The organism is Streptomyces sp. NPDC052396 (assembly GCF_044593195.1).
Taxonomy (GTDB): Bacteria; Actinomycetota; Actinomycetes; order Streptomycetales; family Streptomycetaceae; genus Streptomyces.
Genome location: NZ_JBIUAW010000015.1, coordinates 80586 through 95883 on the forward strand (window position 1 = coordinate 80586; position 15298 = coordinate 95883).

At 67.5% G+C, this 15298-nt stretch carries 15 protein-coding genes and 1 pseudogene; 7 read left to right on the forward strand and 9 right to left on the reverse strand.

Features of this window, described 5'->3' with window-relative positions; genetic code table 11:
* The first annotated feature begins 330 nt into the window (after positions 1–330).
* Together ACIHFE_RS30060 and ACIHFE_RS30065 are read left to right on the forward strand one after the other, a co-directional pair.
* Entirely contained in the window at positions 331–789 is a 459-nt protein-coding gene (locus ACIHFE_RS30060) for a hypothetical protein (protein ID WP_400111553.1), read from the forward strand.
* A gap of 1129 nt (positions 790–1918) precedes the next feature.
* Positions 1919–2569, forward strand: coding sequence for a DUF6193 family natural product biosynthesis protein (locus ACIHFE_RS30065; RefSeq protein ID WP_400111555.1), 651 nt, complete (start codon positions 1919–1921; stop codon positions 2567–2569).
* Positions 2570–2653: 84 nt separating this feature from the next.
* Here the strand turns inward: ACIHFE_RS30065 and ACIHFE_RS30070 are convergent, their stop codons facing one another.
* Positions 2654–3187, reverse strand: coding sequence for a CbrC family protein (locus ACIHFE_RS30070; RefSeq protein WP_400111556.1), 534 nt, complete (start codon positions 3185–3187; stop codon positions 2654–2656).
* Between the two features lie 397 nt (positions 3188–3584).
* Here ACIHFE_RS30070 and ACIHFE_RS30075 point away from each other — a divergent pair, with 397 nt between their 5' ends.
* Positions 3585–3944 (forward strand): hypothetical protein, encoded by a 360-nt coding sequence (locus ACIHFE_RS30075; protein ID WP_400111558.1) that lies wholly within the window; start codon positions 3585–3587, stop codon positions 3942–3944.
* A gap of 159 nt (positions 3945–4103) precedes the next feature.
* Here ACIHFE_RS30075 and ACIHFE_RS30080 read toward each other — a convergent pair whose 3' ends face one another.
* The 3 genes from ACIHFE_RS30080 to ACIHFE_RS30090 form a co-directional block, all read right to left on the reverse strand.
* Entirely contained in the window at positions 4104–4535 is a 432-nt protein-coding gene (locus ACIHFE_RS30080; RefSeq protein WP_400111559.1) for a hypothetical protein, read from the reverse strand.
* Between the two features lie 123 nt (positions 4536–4658).
* A complete protein-coding gene (locus ACIHFE_RS30085; protein ID WP_400111560.1) occupies positions 4659–5000 on the reverse strand; it encodes a DUF5713 family protein in 342 nt (113 codons plus the stop codon).
* Positions 5001–5531: 531 nt separating this feature from the next.
* Positions 5532–5933 (reverse strand): SMI1/KNR4 family protein, encoded by a 402-nt coding sequence (locus ACIHFE_RS30090; protein WP_400111604.1) that lies wholly within the window; start codon positions 5931–5933, stop codon positions 5532–5534.
* A 201-nt stretch (positions 5934–6134) separates the two neighbouring features.
* On the opposite strand from ACIHFE_RS30090, the gene ACIHFE_RS30095 reads away from it, so the two are divergent.
* Positions 6135–6683 (forward strand): DUF4262 domain-containing protein, encoded by a 549-nt coding sequence (locus ACIHFE_RS30095; RefSeq protein ID WP_400111561.1) that lies wholly within the window; start codon positions 6135–6137, stop codon positions 6681–6683.
* Between the two features lie 44 nt (positions 6684–6727).
* Here ACIHFE_RS30095 and ACIHFE_RS30100 read toward each other — a convergent pair whose 3' ends face one another.
* The 3 genes from ACIHFE_RS30100 to ACIHFE_RS30110 form a co-directional block, all read right to left on the reverse strand.
* Positions 6728–7177 carry a transposase gene (locus tag ACIHFE_RS30100; RefSeq protein ID WP_400111563.1) on the reverse strand — a complete coding sequence of 150 codons (450 nt, stop codon included), beginning with the start codon at positions 7175–7177 and terminating at the stop codon, positions 6728–6730.
* A 148-nt stretch (positions 7178–7325) separates the two neighbouring features.
* Positions 7326–8321 (reverse strand): ISL3 family transposase, encoded by a 996-nt coding sequence (locus ACIHFE_RS30105; RefSeq protein WP_400111564.1) that lies wholly within the window; start codon positions 8319–8321, stop codon positions 7326–7328.
* Positions 8322–9083: 762 nt separating this feature from the next.
* Positions 9084–9473, reverse strand: a complete 390-nt coding sequence (locus ACIHFE_RS30110) for a hypothetical protein (protein WP_400111566.1) — start codon at positions 9471–9473, stop codon at positions 9084–9086.
* A 589-nt stretch (positions 9474–10062) separates the two neighbouring features.
* Between ACIHFE_RS30110 and ACIHFE_RS30115 the strand changes: the two genes are divergently transcribed.
* Positions 10063–10944, forward strand: coding sequence for a hypothetical protein (locus tag ACIHFE_RS30115; RefSeq protein WP_400111605.1), 882 nt, complete (start codon positions 10063–10065; stop codon positions 10942–10944).
* On the opposite strand, the pseudogene ACIHFE_RS30120 reads toward ACIHFE_RS30115, so the two are convergent.
* Positions 10945–11149, reverse strand: a pseudogene (locus ACIHFE_RS30120) (IS630 family transposase); the annotation flags it as partial.
* A gap of 153 nt (positions 11150–11302) precedes the next feature.
* On the opposite strand from ACIHFE_RS30120, the gene ACIHFE_RS30125 reads away from it, so the two are divergent.
* Both ACIHFE_RS30125 and ACIHFE_RS30130 read left to right on the forward strand, forming a co-directional pair.
* A complete protein-coding gene (locus ACIHFE_RS30125; protein WP_400111568.1) occupies positions 11303–12295 on the forward strand; it encodes a hypothetical protein in 993 nt (330 codons plus the stop codon).
* A 405-nt stretch (positions 12296–12700) separates the two neighbouring features.
* The gene (locus ACIHFE_RS30130; protein WP_400111570.1) at positions 12701–13819 is read left to right on the forward strand and encodes an NADAR family protein; all 1119 of its coding nucleotides are present in this window, start codon (positions 12701–12703) and stop codon (positions 13817–13819) included.
* A gap of 686 nt (positions 13820–14505) precedes the next feature.
* On the opposite strand, the gene ACIHFE_RS30135 is transcribed toward ACIHFE_RS30130, so the two are convergent.
* Positions 14506–15297 (reverse strand): hypothetical protein, encoded by a 792-nt coding sequence (locus ACIHFE_RS30135; protein ID WP_400111571.1) that lies wholly within the window; start codon positions 15295–15297, stop codon positions 14506–14508.
* Between the last annotated feature and the right edge of the window lies 1 nt (position 15298).

Genomic DNA, 15298 nt, shown 5'->3' on the forward strand with positions numbered 1-15298 from the left:
ACCCGCGTAACCCGCGCCGTTTCCACTGGGGTGATGACGGTGCGGTCGCTGCTGTCGCCCTCGTACGCTCCCCGCCGGTCAACTCGTTTCTCCAGGCAGGCCTCGGCGTTCCCCGGACGTTCCGCACACTGGGCATGGCCAGCGGAATGAGAGTTTTCATCAAGGCTCCCGCTCCCCCGCCGCGCGAGCATGCCTGCTTCGGGATGAACGGCTGGGGGTGTGGGGCGCCTTGGCCAGGATGCCGTGGCAGTGCGGACTGCCGGCGAGCATGCGGTCCGGCCGCCCGCCGCGTGTGGCGGCGGTCTACCGTTGGTGGCAGAGAGGGGCGCAATGATCGGTGACATGACGGGCTTCCAGGTAGCCGCCGGAGCTGACGGGCCTTGGGCCGGGGACGCCGAGGAACGTGCGGCCGACGTGAAGCAGGCCTTGGCGGGGCTCAGGCAGATCCGCCGTGTTACCAACACCGGCCGTGCCGAACCAGAAGGCGTGCCGGCTCCCTGGGAGCGACTCCAGCCGGTGCGCGCGGTCGCTCTGGTTCTCGAAGCCGCTGGACTCCCGCCGTCGGCGGTCGGGTCCGACGGCCGGCGCCTGGCCACCGGATACTGTGTGCGCGCGTGTGGGGCAGTGGTGCGCGTCGAATGGCTGGGCCCGCCGGGCAGCGGGGCGCGCTATGCCCAGCACGATGCGCTTCAGCGGTGTGCCGACGCTCTGAAGCGGATGGGTTGGCAGGCCTTGGAGTACCGCGGGGCTCGTGGGCAGCGCTGGCTGGAGGTCGAGCCCCCGGCGTGAGGCAGAGACTCGTCGGCCCACCACCGGCAGTTTCGCCCGCCAACCTCCGCTGCCGGCCACGCCCTTGTGCTGCTCGGCGCGAAGCGGTCGACACCTGCCACCGCTACTGACCAGCTGCCTCGGCCAACGCCACAACGACCCCGCCCAGGCGAAGGGGTGGCCGATCGCCCGCGGGAGCGATCCAGGGCACCATCTGCCTATCACCGACCGCCTCGCGAGGAGCGGGTGAGGCTCCGGGGCATCATGGGGAACGGGGCGTTGTCCGACCTGTCTGCGATGGTGTGTGCGGGTTGGTGCACGGAGCCGTCCCGGGTCGATGCTGGAGGGGGCATGGTGACAGGTCGAGATGACGGCTGGGCAGGCGGGAACTGGCGGGGCTGAAAGGACTTTACTCCAGTTGCAGTTCGCTATCGCGGCTGGTCAGGGGCCTGTTTTTAAGTGATAGTCGACTGGCTGTCCGTCAGGTGGCGGGAGTTCGTGACCGGCGGTGCGGCGTTTGTAGTGGCAGCGCCTGGCGGTGGCTTGGTGCCGGCGGCGCGAGCAGGACCACCTCAGTGTCCGATCGACTCGGCGACGCTGATGGTGGGCCGTCCCGGGGTGCCGAGCTGCCAGGAGCCTGCGGAATTCTGCCAGGCTGAGCGGGGCGAGGGATGATTGATTGGATCGGCGGCCATTGCGCTGGGGAGGCGGACGGCCGAAAGGGCGGCGGCAACGCCATATAGTGGCGGCCCGGGCCCCGGCGGGTACATGACCAGCCAGCGCGGGAGCGTAGCAGAACCTCGCGGCAACACACCGTCTACGCCTGGCTGTTGAAGAAGCACGATGAGGAGCGGCTGCGTGGACGGTCAGCACGCGAGGGCCCGGTAGAGGACGCCTGGGAGGATGCGGGGCGGTATGCGCTGGAGCGGTGTGTGATCGGGCCGCTCGGCACGCCCGCACACCTGCGGGACCTCGCCGTGGACGTGATCGCTCAGCGGAAGGCGGTACGGCGGGCGGGCATAATCAGCAGCCGTGGTCACGCATCCCGATCCGAGCGATTTGTATCCCGACGTCGCGGCCCACGGCAACCTCGGCGCCGCACTCCAAGGCCGTGGCGAAAGGCCGTCTCGCCTCCGTTCCTGTCACGAGCTTGGAGTCCGATCCGCTGCTCGAAGCCACAGCCGGCGGCACGCTTCCTCATCGCGGGCCCTTGCAGGTCAGCGCATGGCGCCACAAGCGGCGGTGGTCGATCAGTGGTACCGACTCGTTCGCGGACATGGCACTCGTTGACGGTACGACGGACGATCTGGCAGAGATCGCCGAGGCCGCGCGGGCGTGGCACGCCGGGGCAGCGCTGAGCGATCTTTGCCGGGCCGCGCCGTTCATGCACCTGTCCGGCCGCTTCGAGGTGCCCGACCACGACCCCGCGCGCCTGGCCGAAAGCGAGTGGCAGCACCTGCGCACCGAGGCCAGCGAGCTGGAGTATCCCTGGGGGTCGGCGTATCAGGCCTTGGTCGAGGCGGCCTATGCCGAACCGGCGCTGCGGGGGCTCTACCCTTTCACCAGCCATTGGGCGCTGCGTTTCTCGGTCACGACGCGGCCGCGCCTGTCCGTCGTGGGGCCGGTGCTGGTCGCCCAAGCCGTCGGTCGGTTCACGGTCGCCGAGACCATGGCGAGCAAGGACGCCGCCCGGTTCACCACGGCGCCTGAGGCGGTGGCAGTGGCCGTACGGCTACTGCCTTACGGCTCCGCCCCGGTCACGCTGGGCCGTTGGCCTGCGTCTGCTGCCGGCGAGGCCTGACCAGCGCACGGTCTCTTCGGCATACCGGTGCGAGACCGGATGGCTGGGCGGCGCAGGATCACGGCTGACGGGCTGACCGGTGGCTCAGGAGGCGTCGGCGTAGGCGAGGTGGGTGCCGCAGGCCGTGCAGCGGAAGAGCATGGCGGTTGCCCCTTCGCCGAGCTGGGTCAGGAAGTGCTCAAGCTGGGATGGGTCGTGCCAGCCGTCCAGACGCAGGTCGAGCCGGAGCTGGTCGAGGGCCTCCGGGTGTGCCGCCAGTTCGGTGTATCCGACCTCGCCGAGGAAGGCGGCCGCGTCCTGGCAGTGGACGAGCCAGTGCGGATCCTGCCAGGCGTGGAAGCCAGGGGTGTGGCGAGTGACTTCCCGTACGGTCTCCTCGCTGACGCCGTCGAGGCCGTAGGTGTCGGAGAATTCGCCGGCGAATCGTTCAGCGGCGCTGCCGTCGGCGATGCACCAGGGGCAGAACCTCCCGCCGACCTCCTGGGTGGTGTAGAAGGATGCGGTGTTGATCCACCCCGTGCTGCGGTTGCAGCAAGCGCATGTCTCTGCGCTCGTGCGGATGGATCCGCTTGCGACGGGGTCGGGGTGGTAGCGGAAGAAGGGCAGACCGACGCTCACTGCTGCCCCACAAGCAGGATGTCGACGTCAACACCGGTCATCCGTGCGCCGGCGACCACGCCTATGAGCTCCATGGGTGCAGTCTCTCCACCAGGAGGCTTCTTGATCAAGTGGTGAGGGGGCACTCCGGCTGGCGGTGAGCTCTATGAACGTTGGGTACCTCGTCATTGGCGAGCGCCGCTTGGCCGGTGACGGCCTGTGCGTGGAGTACCGGCGTACGTGGCCGGCCGGGATGCCCGTGGTGGATCGGACTCCGGGGCGATCCAGGAGGGCCGGACCGACGGCGGCGTCCTCGGCCAGGTGTACGCCGTGTGTGGCCTGCCCTCAGACCTTGTCGGGGCATCAGACCTTGGCCAATTCGTTCGACAGGGCGTACCAGCTCCCGCAGAGTCGACCCATGAGTCTGAATGTGCATACCTTTGTCTACGGTGCCGACGGTGGCCACGACTTGCTGGAGGACCCGGAGTACAGCGACACCCTGGCTGGATTCGAAAGTACCCGGACCCGGCTGTGGGGCTCCGAGGCGATCCGGGCCCTGGGCTCCCGGTTCTTCCCCCGGCTCGACGGTGGCAATCTCTACGTGGAGCGGGAGGAGATCGATGATTTCCTCACCGAGTGTGAGGCCATCCGCCCACACCTCGACCGGCTTGCCGAACAGGGCGGCTACGACGCCGACTACATCACCGCCCGCTTCGACAACGTTGTTGCCGCCGCGCAGCGGGCCAAGGCCGAGGACGGCGGAATCGTCGTGTGGTAGGAGCAGCGAAGCCACAGGACCATGTCCACTGCGCGGGGCCAGCGCTATGCTGCACACCGGAGCAGCGGGCGAAACCATCCCGCACGAGCGGGGCTGACCAGTCGCTAGGACTCCGAACGCAGGGCTACGGTGCTCTGTTGGACGAGCGCGGATGGGGTATCAGCGGCCTCTGCCTTGGCGGACGAACTCCCTAAATGTCGCCCGGAGATCTTCCGCTGGTTCACCGAGCACGACTGCGCTGAGCACCAGTTCCATTATGAGGCAGTCGTACTCGTCATCCTGGCCGCGATAGCGCTCGGGGTCGCGTTCCACTACGCCCTCGGTGATCTGCCGGCCACCGCCATCCACTGGGGAGAAGGTCGCTTCGAAGATCCCGAATCCTGTCCAACTCCGGTGCAGGAAGGCTACGTTGTCCTCGGTAAAGACGTCCCACTTCTGGTCCATGCTCGGGGCCCGGTAGCCGAGCTGGATGCGTTGCCAGTCGCTGTCTGACCAGATCCGGCGTGGCAGGAGCGGCATCAGTCGGCGGGTGGAGATCGGCTGGATGTGGCCGGAGAACGAGGACCGGGTCAGGCGTTTGTCGGTGGGCATGCCGTGATCTTACGGAGGTGCCGCTCCATGTGGCAGCGTCCGCTATGGCTGCGTCAGTCCCGCAGCTGCGCCCTCTGCAACGGGGCCTTTGTGTGGCGGAAGCGCTGATGTCTGTGGTCCGGCTCACCACTCGCGCGTGGCGATCAGCTCTTCCACGTCTGCATTCGTGAAGCCGTAGGAGCAGGCGACGAACCAGAAATCCTTGGCTATCTCGTCGCGGGCCACGGTCTCGATCTCGCTGCCGGCGGCCTCGAACTCGGCCTCCAAGTCGTTGAATTCCTCGGTGGCCGCCTGGGCCAGAGTGTAGAGCGTGCTCAGATCGGCGGGTGAGTGCGCCTCGATGTGCTCGCACAGCCGGAGCAGGATCATCTTTGCCCGGTCCACCACATGATCGGGGTAGTAGTCGTCTTCGTACAGTCCTTGGAGAAAGGAATACGCGGCTATGTGCTGATTCCTGATCGGCATGCTGCCCCCGCTCTTGCCCGGGCAAATGATGTGGCACGTTGATCGTGCACCAGACCACTGACAGTGCCCCCAGGCGGCACGGAAGGGCTGGGCCGAGAGGACGCCGACCAGGGCTGTGTGCGGGGCGGAGCGGCTCGCTTTTGCCGTGGGTGGCGAATGGGCTCGGCGTTCGCCGGGTTGCGGAACGGGTGCGGAGTGACGGTGGTCCAGGCCGACCCGGGTGTCGCCGCGCGCGGGTTCCCTTCCCGCGCGGGCCCGATGGCCTCGATCCTGTCCCGACTCCTGCGCCAGGCCCCCCACACCGACCAGATCCGGGCACGCCGTGGTGGTCGAAGTAGCCGGCCACCACCCGCTGGGGTGAGTGGCCGATGAGAGAAGCACCCGTCATCAGCTCCTCGGCAATGCGACGGATCCCAAGCCTGCGGCTGCGGCCTGAGGCCCGCGTAACGGAAACCGTACCGGCGCGAGCCGTCAACGCTCGGGCATCGGCGAAGCGTCTCGTCCTGACCCGGCGGGCCACAAGGCGTGGTGCTACAGCTTGATCTGCCCTGCCAGCCACCACTCGACGTACTTGGCCAGGCTCAGTGCCGCCCAGGTGCGGCTGTCGTTCTCGTGGTTCCAGACGAAGACATCGGGCCGGTCGATCCTGGCGAGAAACGCGAACAGGTCTCCATTGCCCGCGTCCGCGAAGAAGATCAGCGGATCGAAAGGCATATACAAAGTGGCGAGTTCAGTGGTCTCGCGGAGGTTCTGATTCTCGGAGGCGATGCGCTCAGCAGACCAGATGAGCCCATCGCCGTACTCGCCCTCGATGCCGTCGCTCTCACGAAGGAGGGCAGCGAGGTCCGCAGGCAGTGGGTGGCCGAGGACCGCGGCGCACCGGATCAGTGAGGACTCCGATGCAGGCGACTGAAAGACGGCCTTGTCTGTCAGAGACTCAACGACTTCCGTTCACACAGTTGATTCAACCTCCATAGCCAGGCCCCGTGATCGAGCTGGTGGCTGTGTAGGCGAGTTCCGGGTTCTGGCACAGATCTTGGGGCCCGGTCGCAGAGGGTGACAGTGTCGTTCGATTGAAAGGGTGGTCGCGAGCCCGGCTGTCCGGCTCAAAGGCTCACCTCGTAGCCTCCGCGTATGACTGCTGATCCGTTCCAGTGCCGCTGCGTCCTCTGCCATGACTACGGCGACCGAGCCGAAGCGGACCGCATGGATCTGACGATCATCGAGAATGTGCAGCGGCACGGATGGCACGTCGTGATGGTTCCCGAGGACGAGATCGGTCCTGGATTCGCCTACACGATCGGCCTGTCACACACTCATGGCGCACCTGAGCTGGCCATGTTCGGACTCGATATCCATGACATGCACCGCATGCTCAACAGGCTCGGAGCGAAGTCCGCCGCGGGCGCTGTACTGGCTGGAGGCCAGAGCCATGCTGACGTTGTCGATGGTCAGCAAGTCGCGCTCAGGCAGGTCGATCTTCGTTGGTACCGGACCTTCTTCGGGCGGGCCATCGGGTTCTACCGGCGGCCTCCTTTCCCTGTGCTGCAAGTCGTGTGGCCTGACGCGGATGACCGCTTTCACTGGGAAGAACAGGCTGAGGCGAGGCATCGGGATTCTCAGCCTCAGTTGTGGCTGCCCCCGAGTGAGCACCCTGTCGGGATCTGGACGACCGAACTCTGACCTCTCACGTGCCGACCAGCGATAGACCGACACCGTCGCGAAAACTACTGAAGCAAGATCATTTTGCGGAGGAGTTCGAATCCGGCTCGGCCGTAGAGCTGCCTCTTGATCTTCTTGATGCGGTTCACGGCACCCTCAGTGCTGCCCGAGTTCCAGTCCAGGGTGAGCCCGGCTGTCACAGCGTCGAAGTCTCGGTGCAGGTGGAGTGCGAAGCCAGTGAGGCCGGGTAGCTGGCTGGCGTCGACGGCGTCGATCCAGGTGGTGAGTGTCGAGCCGAGGCGGTCGGTGAGTATCTCGCCGAAGTCGCGGACGTGTCCGGCGGCCGTGTCCAGTTCGGGGCAACGGGCCAGGACATCCTTCAGGCCGGCCCGGTCTTCCTCGGTCAGGGCCATGGGATGCCGGGTGAGCCAGCCGGTCACCTGCCGCACCGACGGCGGCCGCGGTGCCGCGTCGGCCGGAGTCCTGCGGAGGGTGGCGATGTGGGCGCGAACCATCTGGTAGGTGACGGGCGCGTTGTCGGCAAGGAGTTTCGCGGTGCAGTCGGGTGACGCTGGTGCATCCCTCGGCGAATCGCCGCTCCAGGTAGTGCTTGTATGGGTCCAGCCTGCTGGATCGGGGCCGGTTCTCGCGGAAGGTGTCCTGCTAGCGTGCGGCGTTCGCGTACCGGAGCACGGTGTTGAGGCCCCAGCCCAGGTGCCGGGCAATCGCCCGGCGTGAGTGGCCTTGGGCAAGGAGCTCGTGAACCAGGGCGTGTGCTGCCTTCTTCCGTTCGGCCCGCCGACCGACGGGCGCCGAGTCGTCCTGCGGCCGACCGGGGTCGGGACGGGTCGCGCCTGGCAGCGTGCCGGTGGGCGACGGGTTGCGCAGGCACTCGCGGTGGGCGGCGACGCAGGTCTCCACGGCCCGGCCGAGGCCCTGCCACAGGTGGAACCGGTCGGCGACCTGCAGAGCGTTGGGGGCACCGCGGCGGGCGCCCTCAGCGTATGCGCCGGCTCGGTCCCGGCAAATGATCTCCACGCCTGGGTGCTGGATCAGCCAGGCGGCCAGCGGCCCGGCTTCGCGGGTCGGGAGCACATCGAGCACGCGATAGTCTTCGACGCTGGTCAAGACGGTGGAGTAGCTCTGGCCGCGACGGATCGCGAAGTCGTCCACGCCCAGCACCCGCGGCGTGCTGAACGCGGGATCGGGCAATGCCATGACCCTACGTAACAAGGTCATCCGTCCCGCGCCGAAGCCCAGCTGGGCAGCCAGCCGGGCACCGGCCCGCCGGGCCAGCGCGAGCCCCACTCGCTCCAGGGCGTGGTTGAGCCGCGTGGTGAACCGTGCGTGCGGGACGGCCAGCCGGGAGAAGGGCTCGGCGAACGTCCGGCGCGGGCAGTCCGTCACTCCGCAGATGAAGCGCCGGACCGTCAACCGGATCACGAAGCCCAGTTCAGCGAGCGGAAGATCCTTCAGCCTGCGCTGATAGCGGTCGTGGACTCGGTCCGAGAAGCGACCACAGTCCGGACATGCCGCTCCCACCGCGCGGCCTCTCGCCGCCACCTCGACCGTGCCGAACGCGGCTGTGACCGCCTCGACATCCACATCGTCGATTCCGTCGAACACCAGCGAGTCCCAGAACGCTGCATCGGTCTGCATGACCAGCACCATCACCGGCCATAACCAGCTGCAGCAGCGGGCGGCGGGGACCTGAGGGAGCGTCAATCCCGATCGCTGGACGACAGGGCGTACGCGGTCTCACGCGACCCTGTCTCCTCGCAATCGAACACCGCCATGACTCTCCGCGACCGCTCCCCAAGATCTGTGCCAGAACCCGCTTGAAACCTACGCAGCCAAGCTGGCCTGGGACTCCATCGGCGTGGGCCGACCGCGACTCGACCAGCGTGAGCGATCACCGATGAACAGTAGGGCCCCGGCCGAACCAGCCACCCACAGGGCGAGCCGGCCATCGCGGCGTCGTGGAGGAAGGTCCGCTCCTGCGGTGGCCGGGGCGGAGCTGGTCTGAGTGCTGCCGGGTCAGCAGTTCACGAGGCTGTGGACGGGGCTCCCGTTGCCGTTGGCGTCCAGCTGCGGGCGGGAGGCGTCTTGGTGTACGGCCCCAGCGGCGTCTTCGTCTGCCGCACTCTGGACACATCCACCGCCGCACCGTGCTGCGGCTGGTTGTCCAGGGCATAGTCCTCGCTCCACTGCACCCCGGGGGAAGCCAGCCCCTTGCCCAGCCCACCGGGCCCGCTTTGCCGAAGCCGTACTCATCCCCGGAAACGGTGACGGCTCCTGCTGGAAACCAGGAGCCGCGACACCAGTAAAGCGGGCTCACTTGGCACGACGAGCCCGCACTGAGGCTAGCCGCTACCCGCACACTCCCGGTTGACCTACACGCCGGTGCTTGCGGAACGTGCCCTACGGAAGGTGCCGCATCCGGTTCTGGATGGAGCAGCCCCAGACTGCGATCAGTGCGCCCAGCGTGCCGAGCGCCGCGGCGATGCCGCCGAGACACAGGGTGAGGCTGTCCTCCCTGAAGAACAACAGCGTAAAGAAGGCGAACACGGCGCTGGGAGTCCACATGGCCCAGGCGATGAGCCACCCGGCCAGCCGTGGATGGTGCCAGCCCTGGAAGAGCGCGATGCCGCTCAGCATGAAGCTGGGGAAGGTGAGCAGCATGACCAGAGGGCTGAAGGCGAAGATGCTCCCGGCCAGCCCGAGCAGGCCGGCGACCAGCATCCAACACCCGGCCACAGCAAGAAGAATTGCCTTGGCCAGCCCTATGGCCCCCGGCTTCGCCCCGCCCATGCCCTGCCATCCCTTCATTTCACTGAATCCGCCCCCTCCGGCCTCTACCGCCGCTCAGGCCCAGCGAACCATGCCGTAAAGCCAGTTCCGCAACCCGGTCAGTGAGCATCTGCCGTGTAAGGGTGGGGCGTTGCGGGCCGAACGAGTAGGGGTGGAGACATTCACCGGCTACGGGCCGGGCAGTTCGACGGGCCGTGATTCAAACGCGGCCACCGGACGCTACGGCGGGCGTGGCACCGATGACCCGACCATGACTGGTATCTGATGGCCCGCCTGACCACGCCGCCCCGGGAGACCGTCAGGAAGTCTCGAGAGTCCCACGCGGGTTTGTTCGTAGGCGGTGCAGGGGGCCCGTGGGCGCGCTACCGATTCATGGACAAGACTGCCAAACGGCAGCGCGTCCGCCGCGACGTCCACAGCCAGGGCAACGGCGCACTCGTCGGCGATGAGCTGGCGTGCGAGTCGCTGCTCCTGGTGGTGCAACGTCCACAGCCCGACCGAACGTTGGCGCGGCTGGGCGATGGGTTTGGAGGGATGCGATCATGGGCGAGTCCTGTTCATTCGCCCGTGAGGTGATTTCTTGAGGAAGGTGGCACTGCGTCCCCACGCACTGTTGCCTCGGCAGTACGATCACCGGAAGGTCCTGGCGACCACAGTGGACGCCTGGGGACGAGCCCTCTGGTTGATCTGCCCCGATGCGGAACTCCAGCCCAGTTCGTACGGCAGGCCCTACCCTCAGCCCCGCACCCGTCCTTACGACGCGCTTCTCGTCATCAACAGCGACGGCGCAGTCCGGGAACAGCCCTTGCACGAAGTGAGCTTGCGGGTGACCCACCTGGATGCACTGCCCAATGGCCGGTTCGTCCTGCAGGGCCACAGTGCCACAGTGGATCAGAACGCGCAGATCTACGGCCCGGACGGCCGGCGCCGCCACAGCTTCGTGATGGGGCGTGCGGTCGAGTACCTGGTGGCGGACCGGCGGCACCATCTATGGAGTGCCTACTTCGACGAAGGCACCTACACCGACCCGATCAGCGCCGCCGGCCTGGTGCGCTGGGACAGCGGCGGCAACCACCAATGGGGGTACCAGCCTTTGGAGGGCATCGAACACATCGATACGGTCTATGCCTTCAACGTTGACGATGGCGTCGCGTGGGCCAACTACTACCCGACCTTCCCACTGCTCGAGGCCCGGACCAACGGACACGTTCGGCTCCGGAAGACCCCCGTGACCGCTCCCGCGGGCATGGCTGTCCACAAAGACGAGATCATCATGCTCGGTGGCAACCGGCAACCAGACCGCCTGCACCGTTGCCGCATGACAGAGCACGAGGCCCTGCTGATCGAGGAAGCTTGTCTCACCCTCCCCAACGGCGCACCCCTCAAGCGGTACACACGCCCTGTCGGGCGAGGCCGGCACTTGTACCTGCGTGGCACATCGCCCAGGCAGTGGTACGTGATGGGCATCTAAGTGTCCTGAGTCATTGATCCGTCGGCTGTGCGGCGCGGGATTCGCGGATCTCGTCGGCGGTCTTGGTCCAGACACAGGGGCGGGGATTGTCGTTCCGGTTGGCGATCCAGGCCCGTATGTCCCGTTCGAGGGCTTGGATGGAGCGGTGGACACCGCGGCGGAACTTCTTGTTGGCGAGTTCGGCGAACTACCGCTCGACCAGGTCATGGAGATGGTGCCCAGCAAGGTCACGTCCGCGTACCCGTACTTCCCTGCGCGGTCATGACCACACTCGACAAAGGCCCTGCCCGGGCAGTCGAACTGTTCGAGACTCTCCCAGCCAGCGGGCCCCCGGGCAGGCGGCCGGTATCGTCACGGCATGCGTCCTGTCCGAATACCCGTGGCCGCTCTGGCCGTTACCACCGCCCTCACGCTGGGCTGTGCCGGTTTAGCGTCCGGCGCTCCGGTCGACGACGACGGCGAACACATCGAGGTTCATGCCGACGACCAGACGGTGCCTCGGGGCGGTGACATCCAGTTCAGTGTGGACATCCCGTGGGCAGTGGACAAGCCCCACCGCGTCGTCTTCGAGTCACCGGCCCTGCCCCACGGCTACCCGGTTGACCATAAGTACTTCGGTGAGGAGCACAAGGACGGCGACGAGGGCACGGATGTGCTGGTTCATCTGCCCTGCGACATCAGGCCGGGCACCTATCCGGTGACCGTGCGGACCAGCGGCCGCAAAAGACCCACCGACCCGGGCAAGTTCCAGGTGAGCTCCGACATCGCGCCCCGCTGCAAGGACAGGACGGCCTCGGACACCGAACGCCTCGCCCCCGGCGCGGCGGTGGAGCTCTCCCACAAGGCTCCCCAGGATCCACAGCGTGGATCCTGGGTGGCATTCACCATCAGAGCCGACCTGCGCACCCGGCAGCGGGAGCACTACCTCATCCTGCGGTCACCCGCCTTCGTCAGGCCGGTGCGACGCAAGACGCCCGGCTTCCAGCCCACACCGGATGGAGATATCAGCTCGATCGAGGCACTGGTGAACTGCGCTACCAAGCCGGGCGATTACCCGGTGGAGGTGATGCGCGGCAACGACGGCGGCAAACCGCTGGCCGCCACCGTATTCACAGTGCCGGAGCGGATGGACCAGTCCCACCGCGACTACTGCGCCAAACCCCGGAAGTACCCCGAGCCCATGGAGCGCACCAGCGAGGAAGATCCGCAGGAAGACCCCCCGCCGACCAAAGGCCTGGGCACCGGCGCCGTGGCCGGGATCGCCGCGGGTTCGACCCTGCTGGGCGCGGCGGGCGGCGCCGGGCTGATGGCATGGCGCCGGCGCGCCCAGCGGGCCGATTCCGCCCACTAGGTGGACAGCCAGACCGCCACCACCGCGGCCAGCCGCAGCGCCCCCGCCCCGGCCGGCCACCTCGCCCCGGTGCGGGACGGTGGACGTCGCCGAACGTCCCGCCCCCAGGGCTCAGCTGCGCGGATTGAAGTCCGCGATATGCCGCATCCACGACGGCATCAGCGCGAGCTTCATAAATGCCGTCAGCGCACTGCGGTATGACCGTGGTGACCAGAAGGCGGTTGAGCGCGCCGCCCGATCTCCCAGACTTCGGTGTCGGTCATCCTGAGGCGCCAGCCGATCACTGGACGGCCAAGCACGTCGTCAGCGGGCGCCAGCCGCTCGCTGGTCAGCGTGGACCATCCCGGCGGTCGGCCCGGGAGAAAACCAAGGTCTCCGCGGCGGCCGCTGCGACACAATCACAGGATGATCGGCAACCGGCTTATCCATCGCACCGCGGACGGCGTCCGCATACCCGGAACCTGGCGGCACGCCTTCATTCACAACGGCTGCTACCACCTGACCGACCTCTTCATTTATGCCGACGGGCTCATCGACTGCTGGGGCCTGGTCACCATCGAGGAGTTCCAGGAGAAGCTCCGCAGTGGCTGGGTGGCCACCAGCCTCCCGGACGGCGCGGAGGCATCCGCGCACGATCTGGCAGGCTGGAAGTTCAGTGAGCCACGCACCTGGCTCACCCCTGACCTGCTGGTCGCCGAAATACGGGACACCATCGACCAGTTGAACGGGCGGCCCGACTCGACGGGCCGCTGCCTCGCCGCCGTCGACACCTTCCTCGCCGACCGGACAGAGGAGAACCGGGCCGCAGCCCGCGCCGCGTTCCTGGCCATCCCGGTGTCGCGGCGCCGCTACGCGCTGGGCGACATGGACTACAAAGACGGACCGCTGCGGGTGTTGGTGGTGGGGCCCGGCGGCAAGACCTATCTGCCGCACGATCCACCGATCACGCAGGAGGCCTACGACAGTGCGGTCGCGTACTTCGAGGAGCGGGCCAGTTGGAGCGCCAGGCGGCCCACACGTGTGCCCGCGGACGGACCGGCGGCGCCGCACGCTCCGGCGGTCCACCTCTACCAGTCGTATCCGGACAAGCCGGAGGCCGACCCCGGCAAGCGTGGCCTGCGCAATGACTACCCCGCCCCGATCGTCGTAGAGGGGGTCGGCTACCCTTCCGTCGCTCATGCCTACTGGGCCCTGTCGGTCGCACAGCCCGAGGTCCGGGCAACGATCGTGACGGCGGAGACTGCTTACGCAGCACGCAAGCTCGCAGCCGGGACACCGCGCCGCGAAGGCTGGGAGCAGGCCCGCACCGCCGTCATGACCAGCCTGCTGCGCGCCAAGTACGACCAGCACCCCGAGCTGGCCGAGATCCTGCTGGCGACAGACGACGCCACCGTGATCTACGACGACATGGACTCCGCCTTCTGGGGCGACAACGCCGGCCGAGGCCGCAACTGGACGGGCCGTCTCCTCGAACTCGTCCGCTCCGAACTGCATGCGCGGCAAGCGGGGATCGTGATCACGTAGTGGCGAGCGAGGCAGGCGATCAGCGTCGCTATGCCTGCCTCGGATAACGGCCGCATGCGCGGCTCCAGCACTTCGATGAACGCGTCGCTGTGCGCGCTGATGGCCCAGGCAGTGGTGATCCCATATGGGTCGACCGTGCTCCGCTTGCGGCCAGGATCTTTTCCAGGGCCCGGGACAGAGATTCATGCATGCGCCGAGCCTTGGCCAGTTCGTCTGGACTTGCGCGAGTTCGCCTTCCAGCGCACTGTGACGCTGCTGGAGTTTTCGGCCTTGACGGCATAGAAGTCGGCGGCAGGTCCGCAGTCCTGGTGCCGCAACCGCCCCATCTGCCTGCATGGCACCCATGGTTCTCTCCCCAACCCCACCCTCACACCAGCGCAACAGCGCAACAGCGCAACAGCCAACATCGTAGGGAATGCCAGATTCCCGAGTGCGCCAAACGGTCAGTACACGACTGGCACTTGGCCCACAGCCAACCGGAAGCGAACGCCCATGTGCCGGGATGATCGACCGGGCGGATGCCAGTGAGAAGCTGCTTCATCCCCTCCGTCAACGACACAGGATTCGTTCAAGTCGACTCTCCCGAGCGGGTGTTCAGCCAGTCATGGCAGCCGTGCCCCGGCCCGGCAGGGCGATTCCGACGGGAACGGTACCGGATCCCCCGGCCACGGGCCGTTCCCGTTCCCTCAGGAGGCCCAGGGCAGCCGCACGGCTTCGATCTCCGTATCACCGACCAGGGCGTCGATCAGCGCCGTGGGCCCGACGACCTTGGTGCCCCACAGGTCGTAGTCGGTGTAGACGACCCATGACCGGTCTTCGGGCCACAGGTTGGACGGACTGAAGTCCGGCTCATCAACGTCGTACAGCGCCTGCGCATCCCCCAGACGCCCCGAGAGAACGTGCAGATTGTCGAAGTCGAAGGTCCACATCATCAGCGGGTTGTAATAAGCGAGGCAGCGAGTGTCCGGGCCGGCCGGGCTGTACTTCTGCAGTATCTCAATCAGCCGGTTCCAGGTCTCCCTGTCCAAGCTGCCCTCCGTAGGCGGCTGAATGCCCGCCGGCCAGCTCCGGTCCTCTACGCGGCCGTCCGGGGCGCTGCGGTACGAGGGCCAGTGCCCCTCCTTGACGATCGGATCGCCGGTGCGGCGCGCAAGCTCCGCCCAGCGCAGCCGCCGCCAGCCAGGGCCCGGATGCTCCGCACGTCCCAGGCCACCGCCCGTGACCGTGCCCACCTCGAGGTCGATGCCGTGGAAGACGGCGGGCTCGATGCTGCCGTCCGCCAGCCGGGCCTGCCGCGCCTCATGGTGCGACACCGGGCCCGGCCCCTGCTCTTGCTCGTACATCGCGTTCAGCACCCAAGCCGCGTCCGACATGCCAGGTGGAGGGAACCCCGTGGTGCCCTCGTCCTCGCACAGCTCGACGAGCCATTCGGTCTCGGCGGAAGGCGCGACCTGCCACAGGGCGGATATCTCGGACATG

Excerpts from the sequence above, each read along its gene's own strand:
- ACIHFE_RS30060 (WP_400111553.1), top strand. The coding sequence starts at position 331 with ATGATCGGTGACATGACGGGCTTCCAGGTAGCCGCCGGAGCTGACGGG.
- ACIHFE_RS30075 (WP_400111558.1), top strand. The coding sequence starts at position 3,585 with ATGAGTCTGAATGTGCATACCTTTGTCTACGGTGCCGACGGTGGCCAC.
- ACIHFE_RS30080 (WP_400111559.1), bottom strand. The coding sequence starts at position 4,535 with ATGCCCACCGACAAACGCCTGACCCGGTCCTCGTTCTCCGGCCACATC.
- ACIHFE_RS30085 (WP_400111560.1), bottom strand. The coding sequence starts at position 5,000 with ATGCCGATCAGGAATCAGCACATAGCCGCGTATTCCTTTCTCCAAGGA.
- ACIHFE_RS30095 (WP_400111561.1), top strand. The coding sequence starts at position 6,135 with ATGACTGCTGATCCGTTCCAGTGCCGCTGCGTCCTCTGCCATGACTAC.
- ACIHFE_RS30100 (WP_400111563.1), bottom strand. The coding sequence starts at position 7,177 with ATGGTTCGCGCCCACATCGCCACCCTCCGCAGGACTCCGGCCGACGCG.
- ACIHFE_RS30105 (WP_400111564.1), bottom strand. The coding sequence starts at position 8,321 with ATGCAGACCGATGCAGCGTTCTGGGACTCGCTGGTGTTCGACGGAATC.
- ACIHFE_RS30110 (WP_400111566.1), bottom strand. The coding sequence starts at position 9,473 with ATGGGCGGGGCGAAGCCGGGGGCCATAGGGCTGGCCAAGGCAATTCTT.
- ACIHFE_RS30125 (WP_400111568.1), top strand. The coding sequence starts at position 11,303 with ATGCGTCCTGTCCGAATACCCGTGGCCGCTCTGGCCGTTACCACCGCC.
- ACIHFE_RS30130 (WP_400111570.1), top strand. The coding sequence starts at position 12,701 with ATGATCGGCAACCGGCTTATCCATCGCACCGCGGACGGCGTCCGCATA.
- ACIHFE_RS30135 (WP_400111571.1), bottom strand. The coding sequence starts at position 15,297 with ATGTCCGAGATATCCGCCCTGTGGCAGGTCGCGCCTTCCGCCGAGACC.